The organism is Streptomyces colonosanans, from assembly GCF_001866645.1.
GTDB lineage: Bacteria > Actinomycetota > Actinomycetes > Streptomycetales > Streptomycetaceae > Streptomyces > Streptomyces colonosanans.
Window position 1 is genome coordinate 45,770 of sequence record NZ_MLYP01000067.1, and the last position, 15,674, is coordinate 61,443.

Below are 15,674 nucleotides of genomic sequence, written 5' to 3' on the forward strand. Positions count from 1 at the left end.
CCCTTGCGTACGGACGACCCTTACTTCGTCACGGCGTTCAGCGCGTTCACGATCCCCGCCCCGTAGAACCCGTTGTGGTTCTTGGACCCGAGGCACACGGCGTCGATCTTGCCGTCGGAGTTGATGTCGTACGGGTCCGTGCACGGCGTGGCGTCGGCCTGGGAGTACAGCAGGGCCTTCACCTGGCCGGCGGTGGCGTTCGGGTGCGTCGACTTGATGAGGGCGGCCACCCCCGCGACGTGCGGGGACGCCATCGACGTGCCCGCCTTGTAGCCCCACTTGCCGCCGGGCAGCGTGCCGAGGATCAGACCGCTGGTGGCCGGCGCGGCCGGGGGCTGGTACGCGGTGGAGTCGCCTCCCGGCGCGGCGACGTCGATGACGTTCAGACCGTAGTTGGAGAACGACGACTTGATGCCCTTCGCACCGGTCGCGGCCACGGTCACCACACCGGGCAGCTGGGTCGGGATGTCGAAGCACTTGTGCGGGTCGATCACCCGGTCACCCGACGCGCCGTCGTTCGGGGAGACGGGGTCGGTGATGGAGTCCGCGTCCAGGTCGTAGTTCTCGTTGCCCGCGGCCGCGACGTTGACCGTGCCCTTGTGCTCCGCGTACTGCGAGGCCCGGGTGATGGCGTCGACGAGCGCCTTCTGGTCGGCGTCGTCGAGGCAGTTGAAGTTCCAGGGGTCGGTGTAATAGCTGTTGTTGGTGACGTCCACGTGGTGCTCGGCCGCCCAGACGAAGCCGCAGACCACGGCCTCGGTGTAGAAGTAGCCGTCCGGGTTGGACACCTTGATGCCGGCGACCTGCACGCCGGGTGCGACGCCCGTCATGCCGATGCCGTTCTTGGCGGCCGCGATCTCACCCGCGACATGCGTGCCGTGGTTGCTCTCCGTGGCGCTCGGCCGCCAGGCGCCGTCGGCGGTGTTCGGCTTGCCCGACACGCAGTTGACGGACGCGTCGCGGTTGAAGTTCGGCGCGAGGTCGGGGTGGGTGTCGTCGACGCCGGTGTCGATGACGGCGACGGTGACGTCGTGGCTGCCGAGCGTCTTCTCGTGCGCCTTGTCCGCCTTGATGGCGGGCAGGTCCCACTGCAACGACTCCAGCGGGTCCTGGCCGTCGGCGGCCTGGGCGTTCGCGACCTCCTCGGCGGTGAGCTCCTTCGTCACGCCGATGTCGGTGGTCGACTGCGTGGCAAGCGGCGCGGTGCGGGTGGCACCGGCCGACTGCACGCCCGGAACCTTGCGGATGGTCCGTGCGAAGTCGGGGTTCGAGGAGTGGACGACGATCACGCCGATCTGGTCGTACGCGATCGTGATCGTGCCGCCCGCGTCGGCGATGGCCTTCTTCACCGTCGCGGACGGCCCTTGTCCGGTGGGTATGTTGACGACGTAGCTGAGGGTGGCCGCGTCGGCCGCCGAGGCCTTCGGGGCCGCCTCCGCCGCCGACGCGGTGATGCTCGGCAGGAAGGCGAAGGCGGTTGCCATGGCCATTCCCAGCGGAAGGGCGACGAGACGACGGGAACGCTTGCGCGGCGCTGTCATTGGGGCTCCAGTTCGTTTTGCGGTACTAGCGGTTCCATGCGTGCGGAAGATCGACACGTGGATGGATGCGGCTACTTGACGGCCCGAAGGGCGTTGACGATGCCGAAGCCGTAGAACCCGTTCACGCGCTTGCCGCCCTCGCAGGTCGCGTCCACGACCCCGTCGCCGTTGTAGTCGTAGGGGTCCTTCGGGCAGCCCGGGTTGTCCGCCTGGGCCTTCAGGAGCGCCTGGAGCTGCGCCGGAGTCGCGTGCGGGTGCTTGGACTTGAGCAGCGCGGCCACGCCCGCGACGTGCGGCGCCGCCATCGAGGTGCCCTGCAGGAAGGCGTACTCGCCGTTCGGCATCGTGGAGAGGATGCGGCCGTTCTTGGACGGCGTGTCCGCGCTCACGTACTTGTCGCCGCCCGGCCCCGCGACGTCGACGACGTGGTTTCCGTAACTGGAGTAGTAGGACTTGACGTTGGTGGGCCCGGTCGCGCTGACCGTGACGACCCCCTCCAACTGGGTCGGGATGTCAAGGCACTTGTGCGGGTCGACCGTGCGGTCCGCCGGGGTCGTGTCGTTGGGGCTGGAGGGGTCGAGGATGGCGTGCGAGGCGAGGTCGTCGTTGGAGTTGCCCGCCGAGGCGACGCTGAGGGTGCCCTTGCGCTGGGCGTACAGCTGGGCGCGGTTGACCGCGTCGACGACGGCCCGCTGGTCCGGGTCGTCCATGCAGTTGTAGCGCCACGGGTCCACGTAGTAGCTGTTGTTGGTGATCTCGACGCCGTGGTCGGCGGCGAACACGAACGCGCAGACGACACTCTCGGGGTAGAAGAGCTCACTGACCGGGTCGGCCACCCTGATGCCGGAGACCTTGACGTTCGGGGCGACACCGGCGACGCCGGTGCCGTTGCGAGCCGCGGCGATCTCACCGGCGACATGCGTGCCGTGGTAGTGGCCGGGGTCCGCGGGCCGCCAGGCGCCGTAGGAGGTGTCGGCCTTGCCGCCCACGCAACTCGCGGACTGGGAGGCGGAGAAGTTCGGGGCGAGGTTGGGGTGGGTGTCGTCGACGCCGGTGTCGATGACGGCGACCGTGACGTCGCGGCTCCCCGGGTTGATCTTGGCGGCCTTGTCGGCGCCTATCGCGCGCAGGTCCCACTGCTCGGCCTCCAGGGGCTCCTGGCCCGGTGCCGTGCTCTGAGCGGCGAGCTTCGCCGCCTCCGCCTTCGTCAGGTACTGCGCGGAGCCCTCGTCCGTCGTGCCCGCGGCGGTCACCGGCGCGGTCCGGGTCGCGCCCGCGGACTGCACCCCGCGGACGGTACGCAGGGACTTGGCGAAGTCCGGGTTCGCGGAGTGGGCGACGATCACGCCGATCTTGTCGTACGTCTCCACGATGGTGCCGCCGGCCTTGGATATCGCCGCTTGCACCGCCGAGATCGTGTGACGGTCCGTCTGAGTGTTGACCACATAGGCAAGTTCGACGCCGGAGGCGGTCTGTGCGGTGGTGGTGCGTGGGGCGGCCGACGCCGCACCGGGCAGGAAGCCCAGGGAGGCGGTGAGCGACAACACGACCGGCACAGCCAGGGCGAGACGGCGTCGGGAAGGCAGGTGAGCCATGGGGTCTCCACATCATCCGGGTACGTGAACGAACCGGGACGCGCTGACGCCCGGCAGGTACATGACGGTGGTGCAGAGCGAAGCTATCCGGCATCCAGGCTGGTCAGCAATGGGTTTTGGCAAGTATGTGCGAAAGAAGTAAAGGGAGTTGAACCGGTCCACGTGTGGCGCCGTGACCTTGGGCAGGGGGAGCCGGGGCGATCGATGCCCCTTCCCGTATTACATAGAGAAGCGATATCGTCACATTCCGTCACGTGATTCAGATCACTTTGAGGACCGTATGCCCGTACCCGACCCGTCCCCGACGGCGAACCCGCACTCGCCGCCGACGGCCGCCGTCACCGCACCCGTTACGCGAGGAGACACCGTGGCTACCGATGCACCTCCCCCCTCGAAGACCGAGCACCGCCTGCCGTCCACCGAAGAGTTCGTCGCGGTCCAGGAGGGCGCGGAATTCGGTGAACTGCGCAGCTCCCACCGCTCGTTCGCCTTTCCGCTGACCGTGGCGTTCATCGCCTGGTACCTCGTCTATGTCCTGCTGTCGAACTACGCCGGCGGCTTCATGGGCACCAAGCTCTTCGGCAACGTCAACGTCGCCCTGGTGCTCGGCCTCGCCCAGTTCCTCAGCACGTTCCTGATCGCCTGGTGGTACGCACGGCACGCCGCCGCCAAGCTCGACCCCAAGGCCGAGGCCATCAAGTCCCGTATGGAGGGCGGCGCATGAACCACGCAGTGATCCTGGCAGCCGGTGAGGCGAGCAAGCACCGGCCGCTGATCATCACCTTGTTCGCGGTGTTCGTGGTGGCGACCCTCGTCATCACCATCTGGGCGGGCCGCCAGACCAAGGACGCCGCCGACTTCTACGCGGGCGGCCGCCAGTTCACCGCCTTCCAGAACGGCCTCGCCGTCTCCGGCGACTACATGTCCGCCGCGTCCTTCCTCGGCATCGCGGGCGCGATCGCCCTCTTCGGGTACGACGGCTTCCTGTACTCCATCGGCTTCCTGGTCGCCTGGCTGGTCGCCCTGCTCCTGGTCGCCGAGCCGCTGCGCAACTCCGGCCGCTACACCATGGGCGACGTGCTGGCGTACCGCATGCGCCAGCGCCCGGTCCGCACGGCGGCCGGCACCTCCACCATCGTCGTGTCGATCTTCTACCTGCTCGCTCAGATGGCGGGCGCGGGCGTCCTGGTCTCCCTGCTGCTCGGCATCACCAGCGACGGCGGCAAGATCGGCATCGTCGCCCTGGTCGGCGTCCTGATGATCGTCTACGTCACCATCGGCGGTATGAAGGGCACCACCTGGGTGCAGATGGTCAAGGCGGTCCTGCTGATCGCGGGTGCCCTGCTGCTGACCTTCCTGGTCCTGCTGAAGTTCAACTTCAACATCTCCGACCTGCTCGGCAAGGCCGCCGACAACAGCGGAAAGGGCTCGGCCTTCCTGGAGCCCGGCCTGAAGTACGGTGCCACCGGCACCACCAAGCTGGACTTCATCTCGCTCGGCATCGCCCTCGTTCTGGGCACCGCGGGCCTGCCGCACATTCTGATCCGCTTCTACACGGTGCCCACCGCCAAGGCCGCCCGGAAGTCGGTGAACTGGGCGATCGGCCTGATCGGCGCCTTCTACCTGATGACTCTCTCCCTCGGTTTCGGTGCCGCCGCCCTCATCAAACCGGACGAGATCATCGCCTCCAACAAGGCGGGCAACACGGCGGCGCCCCTGCTCGCCCTGCACCTGGGAGGCACGGACTCCAGTTGGGGGGCGATCCTGCTGGCCTCCATCTCGGCGGTCGCCTTCGCCACCATCCTCGCGGTCGTCGCCGGGCTCACCCTGGCCTCGTCCTCCTCGTTCGCGCACGACATCTACGCGAACGTCATCAAGAAGGGCCAGGCCGGCGAGAAGCAGGAGATGCGCGCGGCCCGCTGGGCGACGGTCGGCATCGGCGCCGTGTCCATCGTGCTGGGCGCCCTCGCGCGCGACCTGAACGTCGCCGGTCTGGTCGCCCTCGCCTTCGCCGTCGCCGCCTCCGCCAACCTGCCGACGATCCTCTACAGCCTCTTCTGGAAGCGGTTCACGACCGCGGGCGCGTTGTGGTCGATCTACGGCGGCCTGGTCACCGCGGTCGGTCTGGTGCTGTTCTCCCCGGTGGTCTCCGGCAAGCCGACGTCGATGTTCCCGGACGTCGACTTCCACTGGTTCCCGCTGGAGAACCCCGGCATCATCTCCATCCCGGTCGGCTTCCTGCTGGGCTGGCTGGGCACACTGCTGTCCAAGGAGCAGCCGGACCCCGGCAAGTACGCGGAGCTGGAGGTCCGGTCCCTGACCGGCACCGGCGCGCACTGACCGGCGCGCACTGACCGGTTCGCACCGACGGCCGCGGCGTAGGGATCCCCACGCCGCGGCCGCGGCGTATTCGCGCGCTTGACGCGCTGTGCGCCGAGGCGATGTCGATGTCAGCGGTGTCACGTACGCTCGCACCTAACGGAAGACGAGTGATCCGCGACGAGGGAGGGGGCCCACGTGCTCATCGACACCTACGGCCGGGTGGCCACCGACCTGCGGGTATCGCTGACCGACCGGTGCAATCTGCGATGCACGTACTGCATGCCCGAGGAGGGCCTGCAGTGGCTGGCCAAGCCCGATCTGCTCACGGACGACGAGATCGTCCGCCTGATCGGCGTCGCGGTCACCTCCCTCGGCATCGAGGAGGTCCGCTTCACGGGAGGCGAGCCCCTGCTCCGCCCCGGCCTGGTCGGCATCGTCGAGCGGGTCGCCGCGCTGCGGCCGCGCCCCCGGATGTCCCTCACCACGAACGGCATCGGCCTGGGCCGCACGGCCGCGGCCCTGAAAGCCGCAGGCCTCGACCGGGTGAACGTCTCGCTGGACACCCTCCGCCCGGACGTCTTCAAGGCCCTCACCCGCCGGGACCGCCACAAGGACGTCATCGAGGGCCTGAGGGCCGCCCGCGAGGCGGGCCTGACCCCCGTCAAGGTCAACTCCGTCCTGATGCCGGGCCTGAACGACGACGAGGCCCCGGACCTGCTCGCCTGGGCGGTCGAGCATGACTACGAGCTGCGCTTCATCGAGCAGATGCCCCTGGACGCCCAGCACGGCTGGAAGCGCGAGGGCATGGTCACCGCGGGGGACATCCTGGCCGCACTGCGCGCGCGTTTCGAGCTGACCCCCGAGGGCGCCGACGCGCGCGGCTCCGCCCCGGCCGAACGCTGGATCGTCGACGGCGGCCCGCACCGCGTCGGGGTGATCGCCTCGGTCACCCGCCCGTTCTGTGCGGCCTGCGACCGCACCCGGCTGACGGCCGACGGACAGATCCGCACCTGCCTGTTCGCCACCGAGGAGACCGACCTGCGCGCGGCACTCCGCTCCGGTGCGCCCGACGAGGAGATCGCCCGGGTCTGGCGGCTCGCGATGTGGGGAAAGAAGGCGGGCTCGGGCCTGGACGATCCGTCATTCCTGCAGCCTCAGCGGCCGATGTCCGCGATCGGCGGGTGACTCAGCCCGCCGGCGAGCCGCTTTCGGGAGACTTCCAGTCCTCCAGCCTGACGACGTCCTTCAGGAACCCCCGCACGCCCAGGAACTTCGACAGGTGCTCCCGGTGCTCCTCGCAGGCGAGCCACGTCTTGCGGCGCTCCGGAGTGTGGATCTTCGGGTTGTTCCACGCGAGCACCCACACGGCGGCGGCGCGGCAGCCCCTGGCGGAGCAGATCGGCGCATCATGATCAGGGACGGTCACGTCCCGACCCTACCCCGTCCCGGACCGGCAAAAGGCGACGCCGAGCAGCCACGGGGGGAGCTGCCCGGCGTCGGTCTGTCGCTCCGACGGGGGATGCGGAGCGCGTACGAAGTATGTCATGGGTCACCCGCTGCCCGGCACCGGAACAACATGATTGATCTCAGCTTTTCCTGGGCCTGACACGGGATGCAATTCCGCGTCCGGGCGATGTCCGGCGATCCGCCGCGGTCAGGTCCGCTCGCCCGGTTCGCTCCGGAATCCGGCCGCAGGCTCGGCCGGGGCGGATTCCGCGGCGTCTTCCGGGGCGGATTCCGCGGCGCCTGCTCCATCCCCGGTTCCGTGCGAAACGGAGGGGCCCTCATCGTCCGACGGCGCGATCATGGGACGCATCGGGGTGGTGACGAATGTGGACGGGAGACCCGGCGCGTTCTCACGTCCCGCGTTGGCGATGACGACCGCGATATAGGGAAGGACGGCCCCCAGGACCAGCGCAACGATGGCGACGGGACGCTCGACGTTCCACAGGGTGGCCGCGAGGATCACCGCCAACGTGCGCACGCTCATCGAGATGACATAACGGCGCTGCCGGCCGCGCACATCCGCCGCGAGACCCTGCCGGGCACCGGTGATCCGGAACACCGGGGCGCCACCACCGTGGTTCAGCTTCCGCATCACACTCCACCACCCGCCTGCCTCGGACTCTCCCCGGCCCGCGTATGCCGTCTGCGACCCGGCCGCAACCGGGCTCACACACCGACAACGTTACGCCGCGCCTCCGCCGCCTTCGAGACCGGGGCGCCCTCTGTCTGCGCGACCACACTGCGCACCGTCACGTAGCGGCCTGCCCGACATGCGCCGTATGGCCTACACGCCGAGACTGGGCGTACTGCTCGCGTCGAGCCGTACCAGGAGGCAGTCATGGGCTGGTTGTGGGCGATCATCGTCGGATTCGTGCTGGGCACCATCGCCAAACTGATACTTCCGGGAAAGCAGCACAGCCCGATCTGGCTGACCACACTCATGGGCATGATCGGCGGCATCGTCGGTAATGCGGTCGCCCGCGCCATCGGTATCGCCGGCACCCCCGGCATCGACTGGGGCCGCCACGGCCTCCAGATCGCCGCCGCGGTCCTGTTCGTCTTCCTCGGTGAGACGGTGTACCTGGCGAGGAAGGGCGGCAGACAGCGGCAGAGAGCGTGACACCGCAGGAAAGGGGGCGGCCCCGGTGGGCCGCCCCCTTTCAGGACGTACAGGAACGCCTCAGGCGCCCGTGACCTCGACCGCGGCCAGGTTCTTCTTGCCGCGGCGCAGCACCAGCCAGCGCCCGTGCAGCAGGTCCTCCGTGGCGGGGACGGCGTCCTCGGCGGTCACCTTGACGTTGTTCACGTACGCGCCGCCCTCCTTCACCGTGCGCCGCGCGGCCGACTTGCTGGCCACCAGACCCACCTCGGCGAACAGGTCGACCACCGGGGCGAGCTCGGCGACCTGGATGTGCGGCACCTCGGAAAGGGCCGCCGCCAGCGTCTTGGCGTCGAGACCGCCCAGGTCGCCCTGGCCGAAGAGGGCCTTGGACGCGGCGATCACGGCGGCCGTCTGGTCGGCGCCGTGCACCAGCGTGGTCAGCTCCTCGGCCAGCGCGCGCTGCGCGGCACGGGCCTGCGGGCGCTCCTCGGTCTGCTCCTCCAGCTCCTCCAGCTCCTCGCGGGACTTGAAGGACAGGATCCGCATGTAAGGCGAGATGTCCCGGTCGTCCACGTTCAGCCAGAACTGGTAGAACGCGTACGGCGTCGTCATCTCGGGGTCGAGCCAGACGGCCCCGCCCTCGGTCTTGCCGAACTTGGTGCCGTCCGCCTTCGTCATCAGCGGCGTCGCCAGGGCGTGCACCGTCGCGCTGGGCTCCAGCTTGTGGATCAGGTCCAGGCCCGCCGTGAGGTTGCCCCACTGGTCGCTGCCGCCCTGCTGGAGCGTGCAGCCGTGCCTCCGGTAGAGCTGGAGGAAGTCCATGCCCTGCAGGAGCTGGTAGCTGAACTCGGTGTAGCTGATGCCTTCGGAGGACTCCAGGCGCCGGGAGACGGAGTCCTTGGTCAGCATCTTGTTGACACGGAAGTGCTTGCCGATGTCCCGGAGGAACTCGATCGCGGACAGGCCTTCGGTCCAGTCGAGGTTGTTGACCAGCACCGCCGCGTTGTCCCCCTCGAAGGAGAGGAACGGCTCGATCTGGCGGCGCAGCTTCTCGACCCAGCCGGCGACGGTCTCCGGGTCGTTCAGCGTGCGCTCCGCGGTCGGACGCGGGTCACCGATCTGGCCCGTGGCACCGCCCACCAGCGCCAGCGGCCGGTGGCCGGCCCGCTGGAGCCGGCGCATGGTGAGCACCTGCACCAGGTGCCCCACGTGCAGGGACGGCGCGGTCGGGTCGTAGCCGCAATAGAACGTGACGGGACCGTCCGCGAGCGCCTTGCGCAAAGCGTCCTCATCAGTGGACAGGGCGAACAGCCCGCGCCACTTCAGCTCGTCGACGATGTCCGTCACGGTTCTCGTGTCTCCTCAGGTGATCTTGTGGGCGGTCGGGTGACAGCCGCCTACGAGGTTATACGCCCTGGCTGACAGAGCTCATGTTGAAGTCGGGCACCCGCAGGGGAGGCATCGCGGTTCGAGTGAACCAATCGCTCCACTCGCGCGGCAATGTCTTTTCCGAACGCCCCGCCTCGCTCGCGCGGCCCAGCAGGTCGACCGGGGATTCGTTGAAGCGGAAGTTGTTGACCTCGCCGGTGACCTCGCCGTTCTCGACGAGGTAGACCCCGTCCCGGGTCAGGCCGGTGAGCAGCAGGGTCGCCGGATCGACCTCGCGGATGTACCAGAGGCAGGTCAGCAGCAGACCGCGCTCGGTGCCCGCGACCATGTCCTCCAGGGAGCGGTCGGAGCCCCCGTCCAGGATCAGGTTGCCGATCGAGGGTGTGACCGGAAGGCCGGTCAGGGCCGCGCTGTGCCGCGTGCTCGTCAGATGCTTCAGCTCGCCGTCGCCGATCCAGTCGGTGGCCTGCAGCGGCAGCCCGTTGTCGAACACCGACGCGTCGTCGCCGGAAGCGTGCGCGATGACGAAGGGGGATGTCTCAAGGCCCGGCTCGTGGGGATCGCTGCGCAGGGTCAGCGGCAGCCGGGAGAGCTTCTCGCCGATGCGCGTGCCGCCGCCGGGCCTGCTGAAGACCGTACGGCCCTCGGCCGCGTCCCGGGCCGCCGACGACCACAGCTGGTAGATCAGCAGGTCCGCGACCGCGGTCGGCGGCAGCAGCGTCTCGTACCGGCCCGCGGGCAGCTCGATCCTGCGCTCCGCCCATCCCAGCCGCCGCGCCAGCTCCGTGTCCAGCGCCGCCGGGTCGACGTCCTTGAAGTCCCGGGTCGACCGTCCCGCCCACGCCGAGCGGGTGCGGTCCGGAGACTTGGCGTTGACCTCCAGGGTGCCGTTCGGCTGGTCGTGGCGCAGACGCAGCCCCGCCGACGTACCGACATAGGTCGACACGAGTTCGTGGTGGGCGAAGCCGTACAGTTCCCGGCCGCCCGCACGCGCGCGTGCGAACGCCTCCCCGAGCGCCGGCGCGAAGTCCGCGAAGACGGCGGACGACGTCTCGGCGGGTGCGTCGGTGAAGTCGGGCGCCTGAGGCACCCCTGTCACCAGCGGCTGCGCGTCCTCGGCGGGCCCCGCGCCGCGTGCGGCGGCCTCCGCGGCCCGTACCAGCGACTCCAGGTCGTCGGCGGTGACGGCCGAGCGGGAGACGACCCCGGACGCCGTGCCCTCCTTGCCGTCGACGGTCGCGATGACGGTGAGGGTGCGCCCGCGTGTGACACCGTTCGTGGTCAGCGCGTTGCCCGCCCACCGCAGATTGGCGCTGGAGTGCTCGTCGGCGATGACGACGCACCCGTCGGCGCGGGACAGTTCGAGGGCACGCTCCACGATCTCGTGCGGCTTGTTCGTGTGAGCGCTCATCGGCCGGCCTCCTGCGTGGTGTTGAGACTGTGCTTTCCCGGGGGACAACCCCCGGACCCCCGGCCGATTCCCCAGCTGACGCTCATCGGCCGGCCTCCTGCGTGGTGTTGAGACTGTGTCTTCCCGGGGGACAACCCCCGGACCCCCGGCCGATTCCACGGCTGACGCTCATCGGCCGGCCTCCTGCGTGGTGTTGAGGACGTTGACGCCCTTGAAGAGGGCCGACGGGCAGCCGTGGGAGACGGCCGCGACCTGACCCGGCTGGGCCTTGCCGCAGTTGAAGGCACCACCGAGGACATATGTCTGCGGACCGCCGACGGCGGCCATGGAGCCCCAGAAGTCGGTGGTCGTCGCCTGGTAGGCGACATCACGCAGCTGACCGGTGATCCGCCCGTTCTCGATCCTGAAGAACCGCTGCGCCGTGAACTGGAAGTTGTACCGCTGCATGTCGATCGACCAGGACCGGTCGCCGACGACGTAGATCCCGCGGTCCACGCCCCCGATCAGATCCTCGGTGGACAGCCCGGCCGGAGCCGGCTGCAGGGACACGTTGGCCATGCGCTGCACCGGCACGTGCGAGGGCGAGTCGGCGTACGCGCAGCCGTTGGACCGCTCGAACCCGGTCAGCTTCGCGATGCGCCGGTCAAGCTGGTAGCCGACGAGCGTTCCGTCCTTGACGAGGTCCCAGGACTGGCCCGCTACGCCCTCGTCGTCGTACCCGATGGTCGCCAGGCCGTGCTCGGCGGTGCGGTCGCCGGTGACGTTCATCAGCTCGGAGCCGTACTTCAGCTTGCCCAGCTTGTCGAAGGTGGCGAAGGACGTACCCGCGTACGCGGCCTCATAGCCGAGCGCCCGGTCCAGCTCGGTGGCGTGTCCGATGGACTCGTGAATGGTCAGCCACAGGTTGGACGGGGCGACCACCAGGTCGTACACGCCCGCCTCGACGCTCGGCGCGCGCATCTTCTCGGCGAGCAGGTCCGGGATCTGCTCCAGCTCCGAGTCCCAGTCCCAGCCGGTGCCGGTCAGATACTCCCAGCCGCGGCCGACCGGCGGCGCGAGGGTACGCATCGAGTCGAACTCGCCCGTCGACCCGTCGACCGAGACCGCGGTGAGCTGCGGGTGCAGCCGCACCCGCTGCTGGGTGGTCACCGTCCCCGCGGTGTCGGCGTAGAACTTGTTCTCGTGGACGGTCAGCAGTGAGGCGTCCACATGGCTGACGCCGTCGGCCGTGAGCAGCCGGGCGCTCCAGTCCGCCAGCAGCCCCGTCTTCTCCTCGTCGGGCACGGTGAAGGGGTCGATGTCGTACGACGAGACCCAGGTCTTCTCGGCGTGCACCGGCTCGCCCGCCAGCGCCACCCGCTCGTCGGACCCCGCCGCCTTGATCACCTGCGCCGACAGCCTGGCCATCGCCACGGCCTGCGAGGCGACCTTGGCGGCGGCGTCCTGGGTGAGATCGACACCCGAGGCGAAGCCCCAGGTCCCGCCGTGCACGACCCGCACCGCGTATCCGAGGTCGGTGGTGTCCGACGACCCGGAGGGCTTGCCGTCGCGCAGCCGCCACGCGGCGCTGCGCACCCGCTCGAACCGGAAGTCCGCGTGCTCGGCCCCGAGCGACCGCGCGCGGGCGAGCGCGGCGTCGGCGAGGGGGCGTAGGGGGAGGGCCAGGAATGACTGATCGACTTCATGGGGCACGGGTGGGATCCCTTCGACGTTCTCTCCTGTGATGGCCGTAGCAGGAAGTCAAGCACGTCTCACTGGCCGGGTTCCCGAAACGCGGGCGGGCACGGGACCAACTCCCGTGCCCGCCCGCGACATCGCGTATGACGTTGGTTCAGCCGTCCAGGGACGTGCCTGCCGCGAGTGCTGTGAACGCCGCCCAAGCGGTTGGCGTGACGGCTAGGGGACGGATGCCCTTGTCCTTGGAGTCGCGGATGTGGATTGCTTCGGGGTGTACGGCGACCTCGACGCAGTTGTCGCCCTCGCTGCCGCTGTAGCTGCTCTTGAACCAGCTCACGGCTACTTCGACGCAGTTGCCCCCTTCTCCGCCGCTGTAACTGCTCTTGAACCAGGCCAGTTCGGTGCTCATAGCGCTCCTCGCATCTGTTCCAGCAGCTTCACGGTAGCCCGGCAATCCAGGGCCTGTGAACGCAGCTTGCCATAGCGCTGGAGGAGCACGCTTACGTCTTTGGGAGCGGGGATCAGCGTGCTCGACCGCTGCCCTTCGGTGTAGCCGATCCACTGGTGGGTCGGTGTTTCGGCGAGGTACATATGGCCTTCCACGCCGCAGTGTTCTTCCTGTCGGAGTGGCATGAGTTGGATCTCGACGTTGTGTCGCTGCCCCACCTGGAGAAGGTGGTCGATGACTTCCCGGGTGACGGTGCTTCCCCCAACGCACCGCTCAAGAACCCCCTGTTCGATGATGAAGCTGAAGGCGGTGTTCGGTCGCGTTGTCAGCACCTCTTGCCGCTCCAGCCGCGCGAATACCTGTCGTTCGATCTGCTCGTCCGTGAGCGGCGGCAGGTTGCGCTCAAACACCGCCTTCGCGTACTCCTCGGGCTGCAACAGTCCCGGAACCGCCTGGCACTCATACGCGTACAAGGAGATGGCCTCCTCTTCGATCCCCGCCCACTGCCGGAACCAGGACGCCAGCCCCGCCCTCCTCGTCAGGCTCCTTGCCGCCGCGCCGAGAACCTTGGCCCCGGCCGCTCCCAGTACCTCCTCCGCGCACGCGGGCAGATCCGTCGGCGGGAACCGCTTCCCCTGCTCGATCTTGGCCACGTACGCGGCCGAGTACTGGACACGTACCGCGAACTCCTCCTGCGTCAGGCCGGATTCCTCCCGCAGTGCCTTGAGTACCGCGCCGAACGTCTTGAGACTGTCGGAGAGTTCGGGTTCGTGGTTCGCACCGCCGCCTCCGTCATGGTCTGCCGTCATCGCCGTGCCCTCCCGTGCTCACGTTGTCACCGGTCTTCGCTCAACCCGCCCAACCAGGGAAGCGTCACGGTGAGTTACCCACCCAGTCCAGAGTGTGCACTGATACAAGCGCGTCTGTATGGGTTTCGTTCCTGTTGGCGGGGTGGGCGTATCCGGAACGTTGGCCGCATGCCAGCACCACACGCCCAAGAGGCCGTTACCGTAAGTGTGTTCGTCCAGCGGTTCTCCGCCACCCGGCGCGGAGCGCGACTCGCGCGTCGGCTGGCCGTGCACCAGCTCGACCTGTGGGGCGTGCCGTACGGCAGTCCGTCCTCCGAAGTCGTCGCCCTCGTCGTCGCCGAACTCGCCGCCAACGCCGTCCTGCACGGCCGCGTCCCCGGACGGGACTTCGAACTGCGGCTGCGCTGCGACCGTGACGCCGACTTCGTACGCGTCGAGGTGTCCGACACCCACCCGGGGCGCCCGAAGCCACCGGACTCGATCCCGGACCCCGCGGACGGCGACGGGGGCAGGGGCCTCCTCCTCGTGGAAACTCTCGCCGAACGGTGGGGCGTCCGTGAACGCACCGGACCGGGCAAGACCGTGTGGGCGGAGTGCGCGTTGACTCGTGTTGTCAATTGACAACGGTGCCGGACTCGGTGAGGCTAGCTCCAGGGGGCGTTCCCTGGAGCGAAAGGCGCTGGACTACAGGAACCAGGAGCGACAGGCACACGCATGGGGGGCTGGGGCGTCATGGAGTACGAGTTCCACTTCGTCGTGGACGGGATCAGCGTGGACGACGACGAGGCTGTCGGGATCGTCCACGAGACCTTCGACGGGTTGCTGACCCGCCATCGTGGTCGGCATTTTCTGGATGTCGCCGAAAGCGGGGCCAACGCGATCGACGCCGCCCACCGCATCGTCGTTCGGCTACGCGCGTGCCTGCCCGGTCTGCGCCTGCTGCGCACCGACCCCGACCTCGTCGGCGTCTCGGACATCGCGGAGCGTGCGGAGCGTTCGCGGCAGAACGTCCAGCAGTGGGTGAACGGCGAGCGGCGGCAGGGCATGCTGCCCTTCCCGGACCCAGAAGGGATCGCGGGACGCTCACCGGTATGGCGTTGGGGAGATGTCAATGCATGGCTCGCCCAGTTCGGTGAGGGCGACGGTGTGCACACACCCACCCGTGACGAGGCCTTGACCATCGACTTCATGCTGCCCAAGTGGCAGCGCACCCTGGACGACGGCCTCCCCCTGGTCCACTTCGCCGCGGCCGGCGCCGGGGACGGTCGGGACCAGGAGCGAGAGACCGTCCAGCGACTGTTGGAGGGCACTCTGGCCTTTCCTGGTGTGCTGGAGCGGATCGCGGCGATCCCGCGGATGGAGCAACAGAGACTCACGGTCGTGTGCGCGGTCCTCCCCGACCGGCTGAGCAGGGTCGTGTCCCGGATCGGACACGACGAGGTGTGGGCGGTGCTGGCCTTCCAGGGGGCTGCGGGCGAACTACGCCTCCAGCCCGTCGGTACGGCCAAGGCTCCAGGAGCGGTCCCGGTCTCCAGCCTCGGCCTGGGTCGCGACGCGACAGTCGGAGACCTCCTGCTCATCCAGACCAACGGCCTGGACGACACCCCCGTCACGCCGATCACACCGGTCGGTCTGGACTGAGCCCGGCCGCTCCGCGCGCGCCTCTTCCGGCTGACGGTCACCGCCCCTGTACTGCATGCACACGTAGCGGTGATCCCACTGGATTACCCGGCGGCAGGGATTTCGGCCGCCCTACGGTAGGGGCATGGCCAGCAAACGGCGCACAGGCCGCAGGAACGGCAAGAACGTGAACCGAGCGCGTACGAACCGGCCCCCCGCGTCCCGCCCGACCGCCCCCGTACCCACCCCCGCCC

General features: G+C 69.1%; 15 protein-coding genes. 6 read left to right on the forward strand and 9 right to left on the reverse strand.

Annotated elements, in window-relative coordinates:
- Positions 1-20 precede the first annotated feature (20 nt).
- Both BIV24_RS25080 and BIV24_RS25085 read right to left on the reverse strand, forming a co-directional pair.
- Positions 21-1,541, reverse strand: coding sequence for a S8 family serine peptidase (locus BIV24_RS25080; RefSeq protein WP_071368699.1), 1,521 nt, complete (start codon positions 1,539-1,541; stop codon positions 21-23).
- A gap of 71 nt (positions 1,542-1,612) precedes the next feature.
- Complete coding sequence (locus BIV24_RS25085) at positions 1,613-3,136, reverse strand: S8 family serine peptidase (RefSeq protein ID WP_071368700.1); 1,524 nt, start codon at positions 3,134-3,136, stop codon at positions 1,613-1,615.
- 367 nt (positions 3,137-3,503) lie between these two features.
- Between BIV24_RS25085 and BIV24_RS25090 the strand changes: the two genes are divergently transcribed.
- The 3 genes from BIV24_RS25090 to moaA all read left to right on the forward strand — a co-directional run bounded on the left by BIV24_RS25090 (position 3,504) and on the right by moaA (position 6,643).
- On the forward strand, positions 3,504-3,860 hold the full coding sequence (locus BIV24_RS25090) for a DUF485 domain-containing protein (RefSeq protein ID WP_071368701.1): 357 nt from the start codon (positions 3,504-3,506) through the stop codon (positions 3,858-3,860).
- Positions 3,857-5,476, forward strand: coding sequence for a solute symporter family protein (locus tag BIV24_RS25095; protein WP_071368702.1), 1,620 nt, complete (start codon positions 3,857-3,859; stop codon positions 5,474-5,476). Before BIV24_RS25090 ends, BIV24_RS25095 begins: the two co-directional genes overlap by 4 nt.
- Before the next feature lie 177 nt (positions 5,477-5,653).
- A complete protein-coding gene (gene moaA, locus BIV24_RS25100) occupies positions 5,654-6,643 on the forward strand; it encodes a GTP 3',8-cyclase MoaA (RefSeq protein WP_071368703.1) in 990 nt (329 codons plus the stop codon).
- Position 6,644: 1 nt separating this feature from the next.
- Here moaA and BIV24_RS25105 read toward each other — a convergent pair whose 3' ends face one another.
- The gene (locus tag BIV24_RS25105) at positions 6,645-6,884 is read right to left on the reverse strand and encodes a hypothetical protein (protein WP_071368704.1); all 240 of its coding nucleotides are present in this window, start codon (positions 6,882-6,884) and stop codon (positions 6,645-6,647) included.
- A gap of 228 nt (positions 6,885-7,112) precedes the next feature.
- Positions 7,113-7,556, reverse strand: coding sequence for a DUF3099 domain-containing protein (locus tag BIV24_RS25110; RefSeq protein WP_071368705.1), 444 nt, complete (start codon positions 7,554-7,556; stop codon positions 7,113-7,115).
- Between the two features lie 246 nt (positions 7,557-7,802).
- Here BIV24_RS25110 and BIV24_RS25115 point away from each other — a divergent pair, with 246 nt between their 5' ends.
- A complete protein-coding gene (locus BIV24_RS25115) occupies positions 7,803-8,084 on the forward strand; it encodes a GlsB/YeaQ/YmgE family stress response membrane protein (RefSeq protein ID WP_071368706.1) in 282 nt (93 codons plus the stop codon).
- Between the two features lie 60 nt (positions 8,085-8,144).
- Here the strand turns inward: BIV24_RS25115 and tyrS are convergent, their stop codons facing one another.
- From tyrS to BIV24_RS25140, 5 genes are all read right to left on the reverse strand, one after another.
- The gene (gene tyrS / locus BIV24_RS25120) at positions 8,145-9,413 is read right to left on the reverse strand and encodes a tyrosine--tRNA ligase (RefSeq protein WP_071368707.1); all 1,269 of its coding nucleotides are present in this window, start codon (positions 9,411-9,413) and stop codon (positions 8,145-8,147) included.
- A 58-nt stretch (positions 9,414-9,471) separates the two neighbouring features.
- Positions 9,472-10,866, reverse strand: a complete 1,395-nt coding sequence (locus BIV24_RS25125) for a TldD/PmbA family protein (RefSeq protein ID WP_071368708.1) — start codon at positions 10,864-10,866, stop codon at positions 9,472-9,474.
- Between the two features lie 168 nt (positions 10,867-11,034).
- Positions 11,035-12,558, reverse strand: coding sequence for a TldD/PmbA family protein (locus BIV24_RS25130; RefSeq protein WP_071368709.1), 1,524 nt, complete (start codon positions 12,556-12,558; stop codon positions 11,035-11,037).
- Between the two features lie 139 nt (positions 12,559-12,697).
- Positions 12,698-12,952: a DUF397 domain-containing protein gene (locus BIV24_RS25135; RefSeq protein WP_071368710.1), complete on the reverse strand. Its 255-nt coding sequence runs from the start codon at positions 12,950-12,952 to the stop codon at positions 12,698-12,700.
- Entirely contained in the window at positions 12,949-13,800 is an 852-nt protein-coding gene (locus BIV24_RS25140) for a helix-turn-helix domain-containing protein (RefSeq protein ID WP_071368711.1), read from the reverse strand. Before BIV24_RS25140 ends, BIV24_RS25135 begins: the two co-directional genes overlap by 4 nt.
- A gap of 168 nt (positions 13,801-13,968) precedes the next feature.
- Between BIV24_RS25140 and BIV24_RS25145 the strand changes: the two genes are divergently transcribed.
- On the forward strand, positions 13,969-14,421 hold the full coding sequence (locus BIV24_RS25145) for an ATP-binding protein (protein ID WP_177198813.1): 453 nt from the start codon (positions 13,969-13,971) through the stop codon (positions 14,419-14,421).
- 93 nt (positions 14,422-14,514) lie between these two features.
- Entirely contained in the window at positions 14,515-15,441 is a 927-nt protein-coding gene (locus BIV24_RS25150; RefSeq protein ID WP_245766935.1) for a helix-turn-helix transcriptional regulator, read from the forward strand.
- The last annotated feature ends 233 nt before the right edge of the window (positions 15,442-15,674 follow it).

Coding starts and splice junctions, on each gene's coding strand:
- BIV24_RS25110 (WP_071368705.1), bottom strand. CDS start 7,556: ATGCGGAAGCTGAACCACGGTGGTGGCGCCCCGGTGTTCCGGATCACC.
- BIV24_RS25080 (WP_071368699.1), bottom strand. CDS start 1,541: ATGACAGCGCCGCGCAAGCGTTCCCGTCGTCTCGTCGCCCTTCCGCTG.
- BIV24_RS25095 (WP_071368702.1), top strand. CDS start 3,857: ATGAACCACGCAGTGATCCTGGCAGCCGGTGAGGCGAGCAAGCACCGG.
- BIV24_RS25150 (WP_245766935.1), top strand. CDS start 14,515: ATGGGGGGCTGGGGCGTCATGGAGTACGAGTTCCACTTCGTCGTGGAC.
- BIV24_RS25140 (WP_071368711.1), bottom strand. CDS start 13,800: ATGACGGCAGACCATGACGGAGGCGGCGGTGCGAACCACGAACCCGAA.
- BIV24_RS25125 (WP_071368708.1), bottom strand. CDS start 10,866: ATGAGCGCTCACACGAACAAGCCGCACGAGATCGTGGAGCGTGCCCTC.
- BIV24_RS25115 (WP_071368706.1), top strand. CDS start 7,803: ATGGGCTGGTTGTGGGCGATCATCGTCGGATTCGTGCTGGGCACCATC.
- BIV24_RS25145 (WP_177198813.1), top strand. CDS start 13,969: ATGCCAGCACCACACGCCCAAGAGGCCGTTACCGTAAGTGTGTTCGTC.
- BIV24_RS25085 (WP_071368700.1), bottom strand. CDS start 3,136: ATGGCTCACCTGCCTTCCCGACGCCGTCTCGCCCTGGCTGTGCCGGTC.
- BIV24_RS25135 (WP_071368710.1), bottom strand. CDS start 12,952: ATGAGCACCGAACTGGCCTGGTTCAAGAGCAGTTACAGCGGCGGAGAA.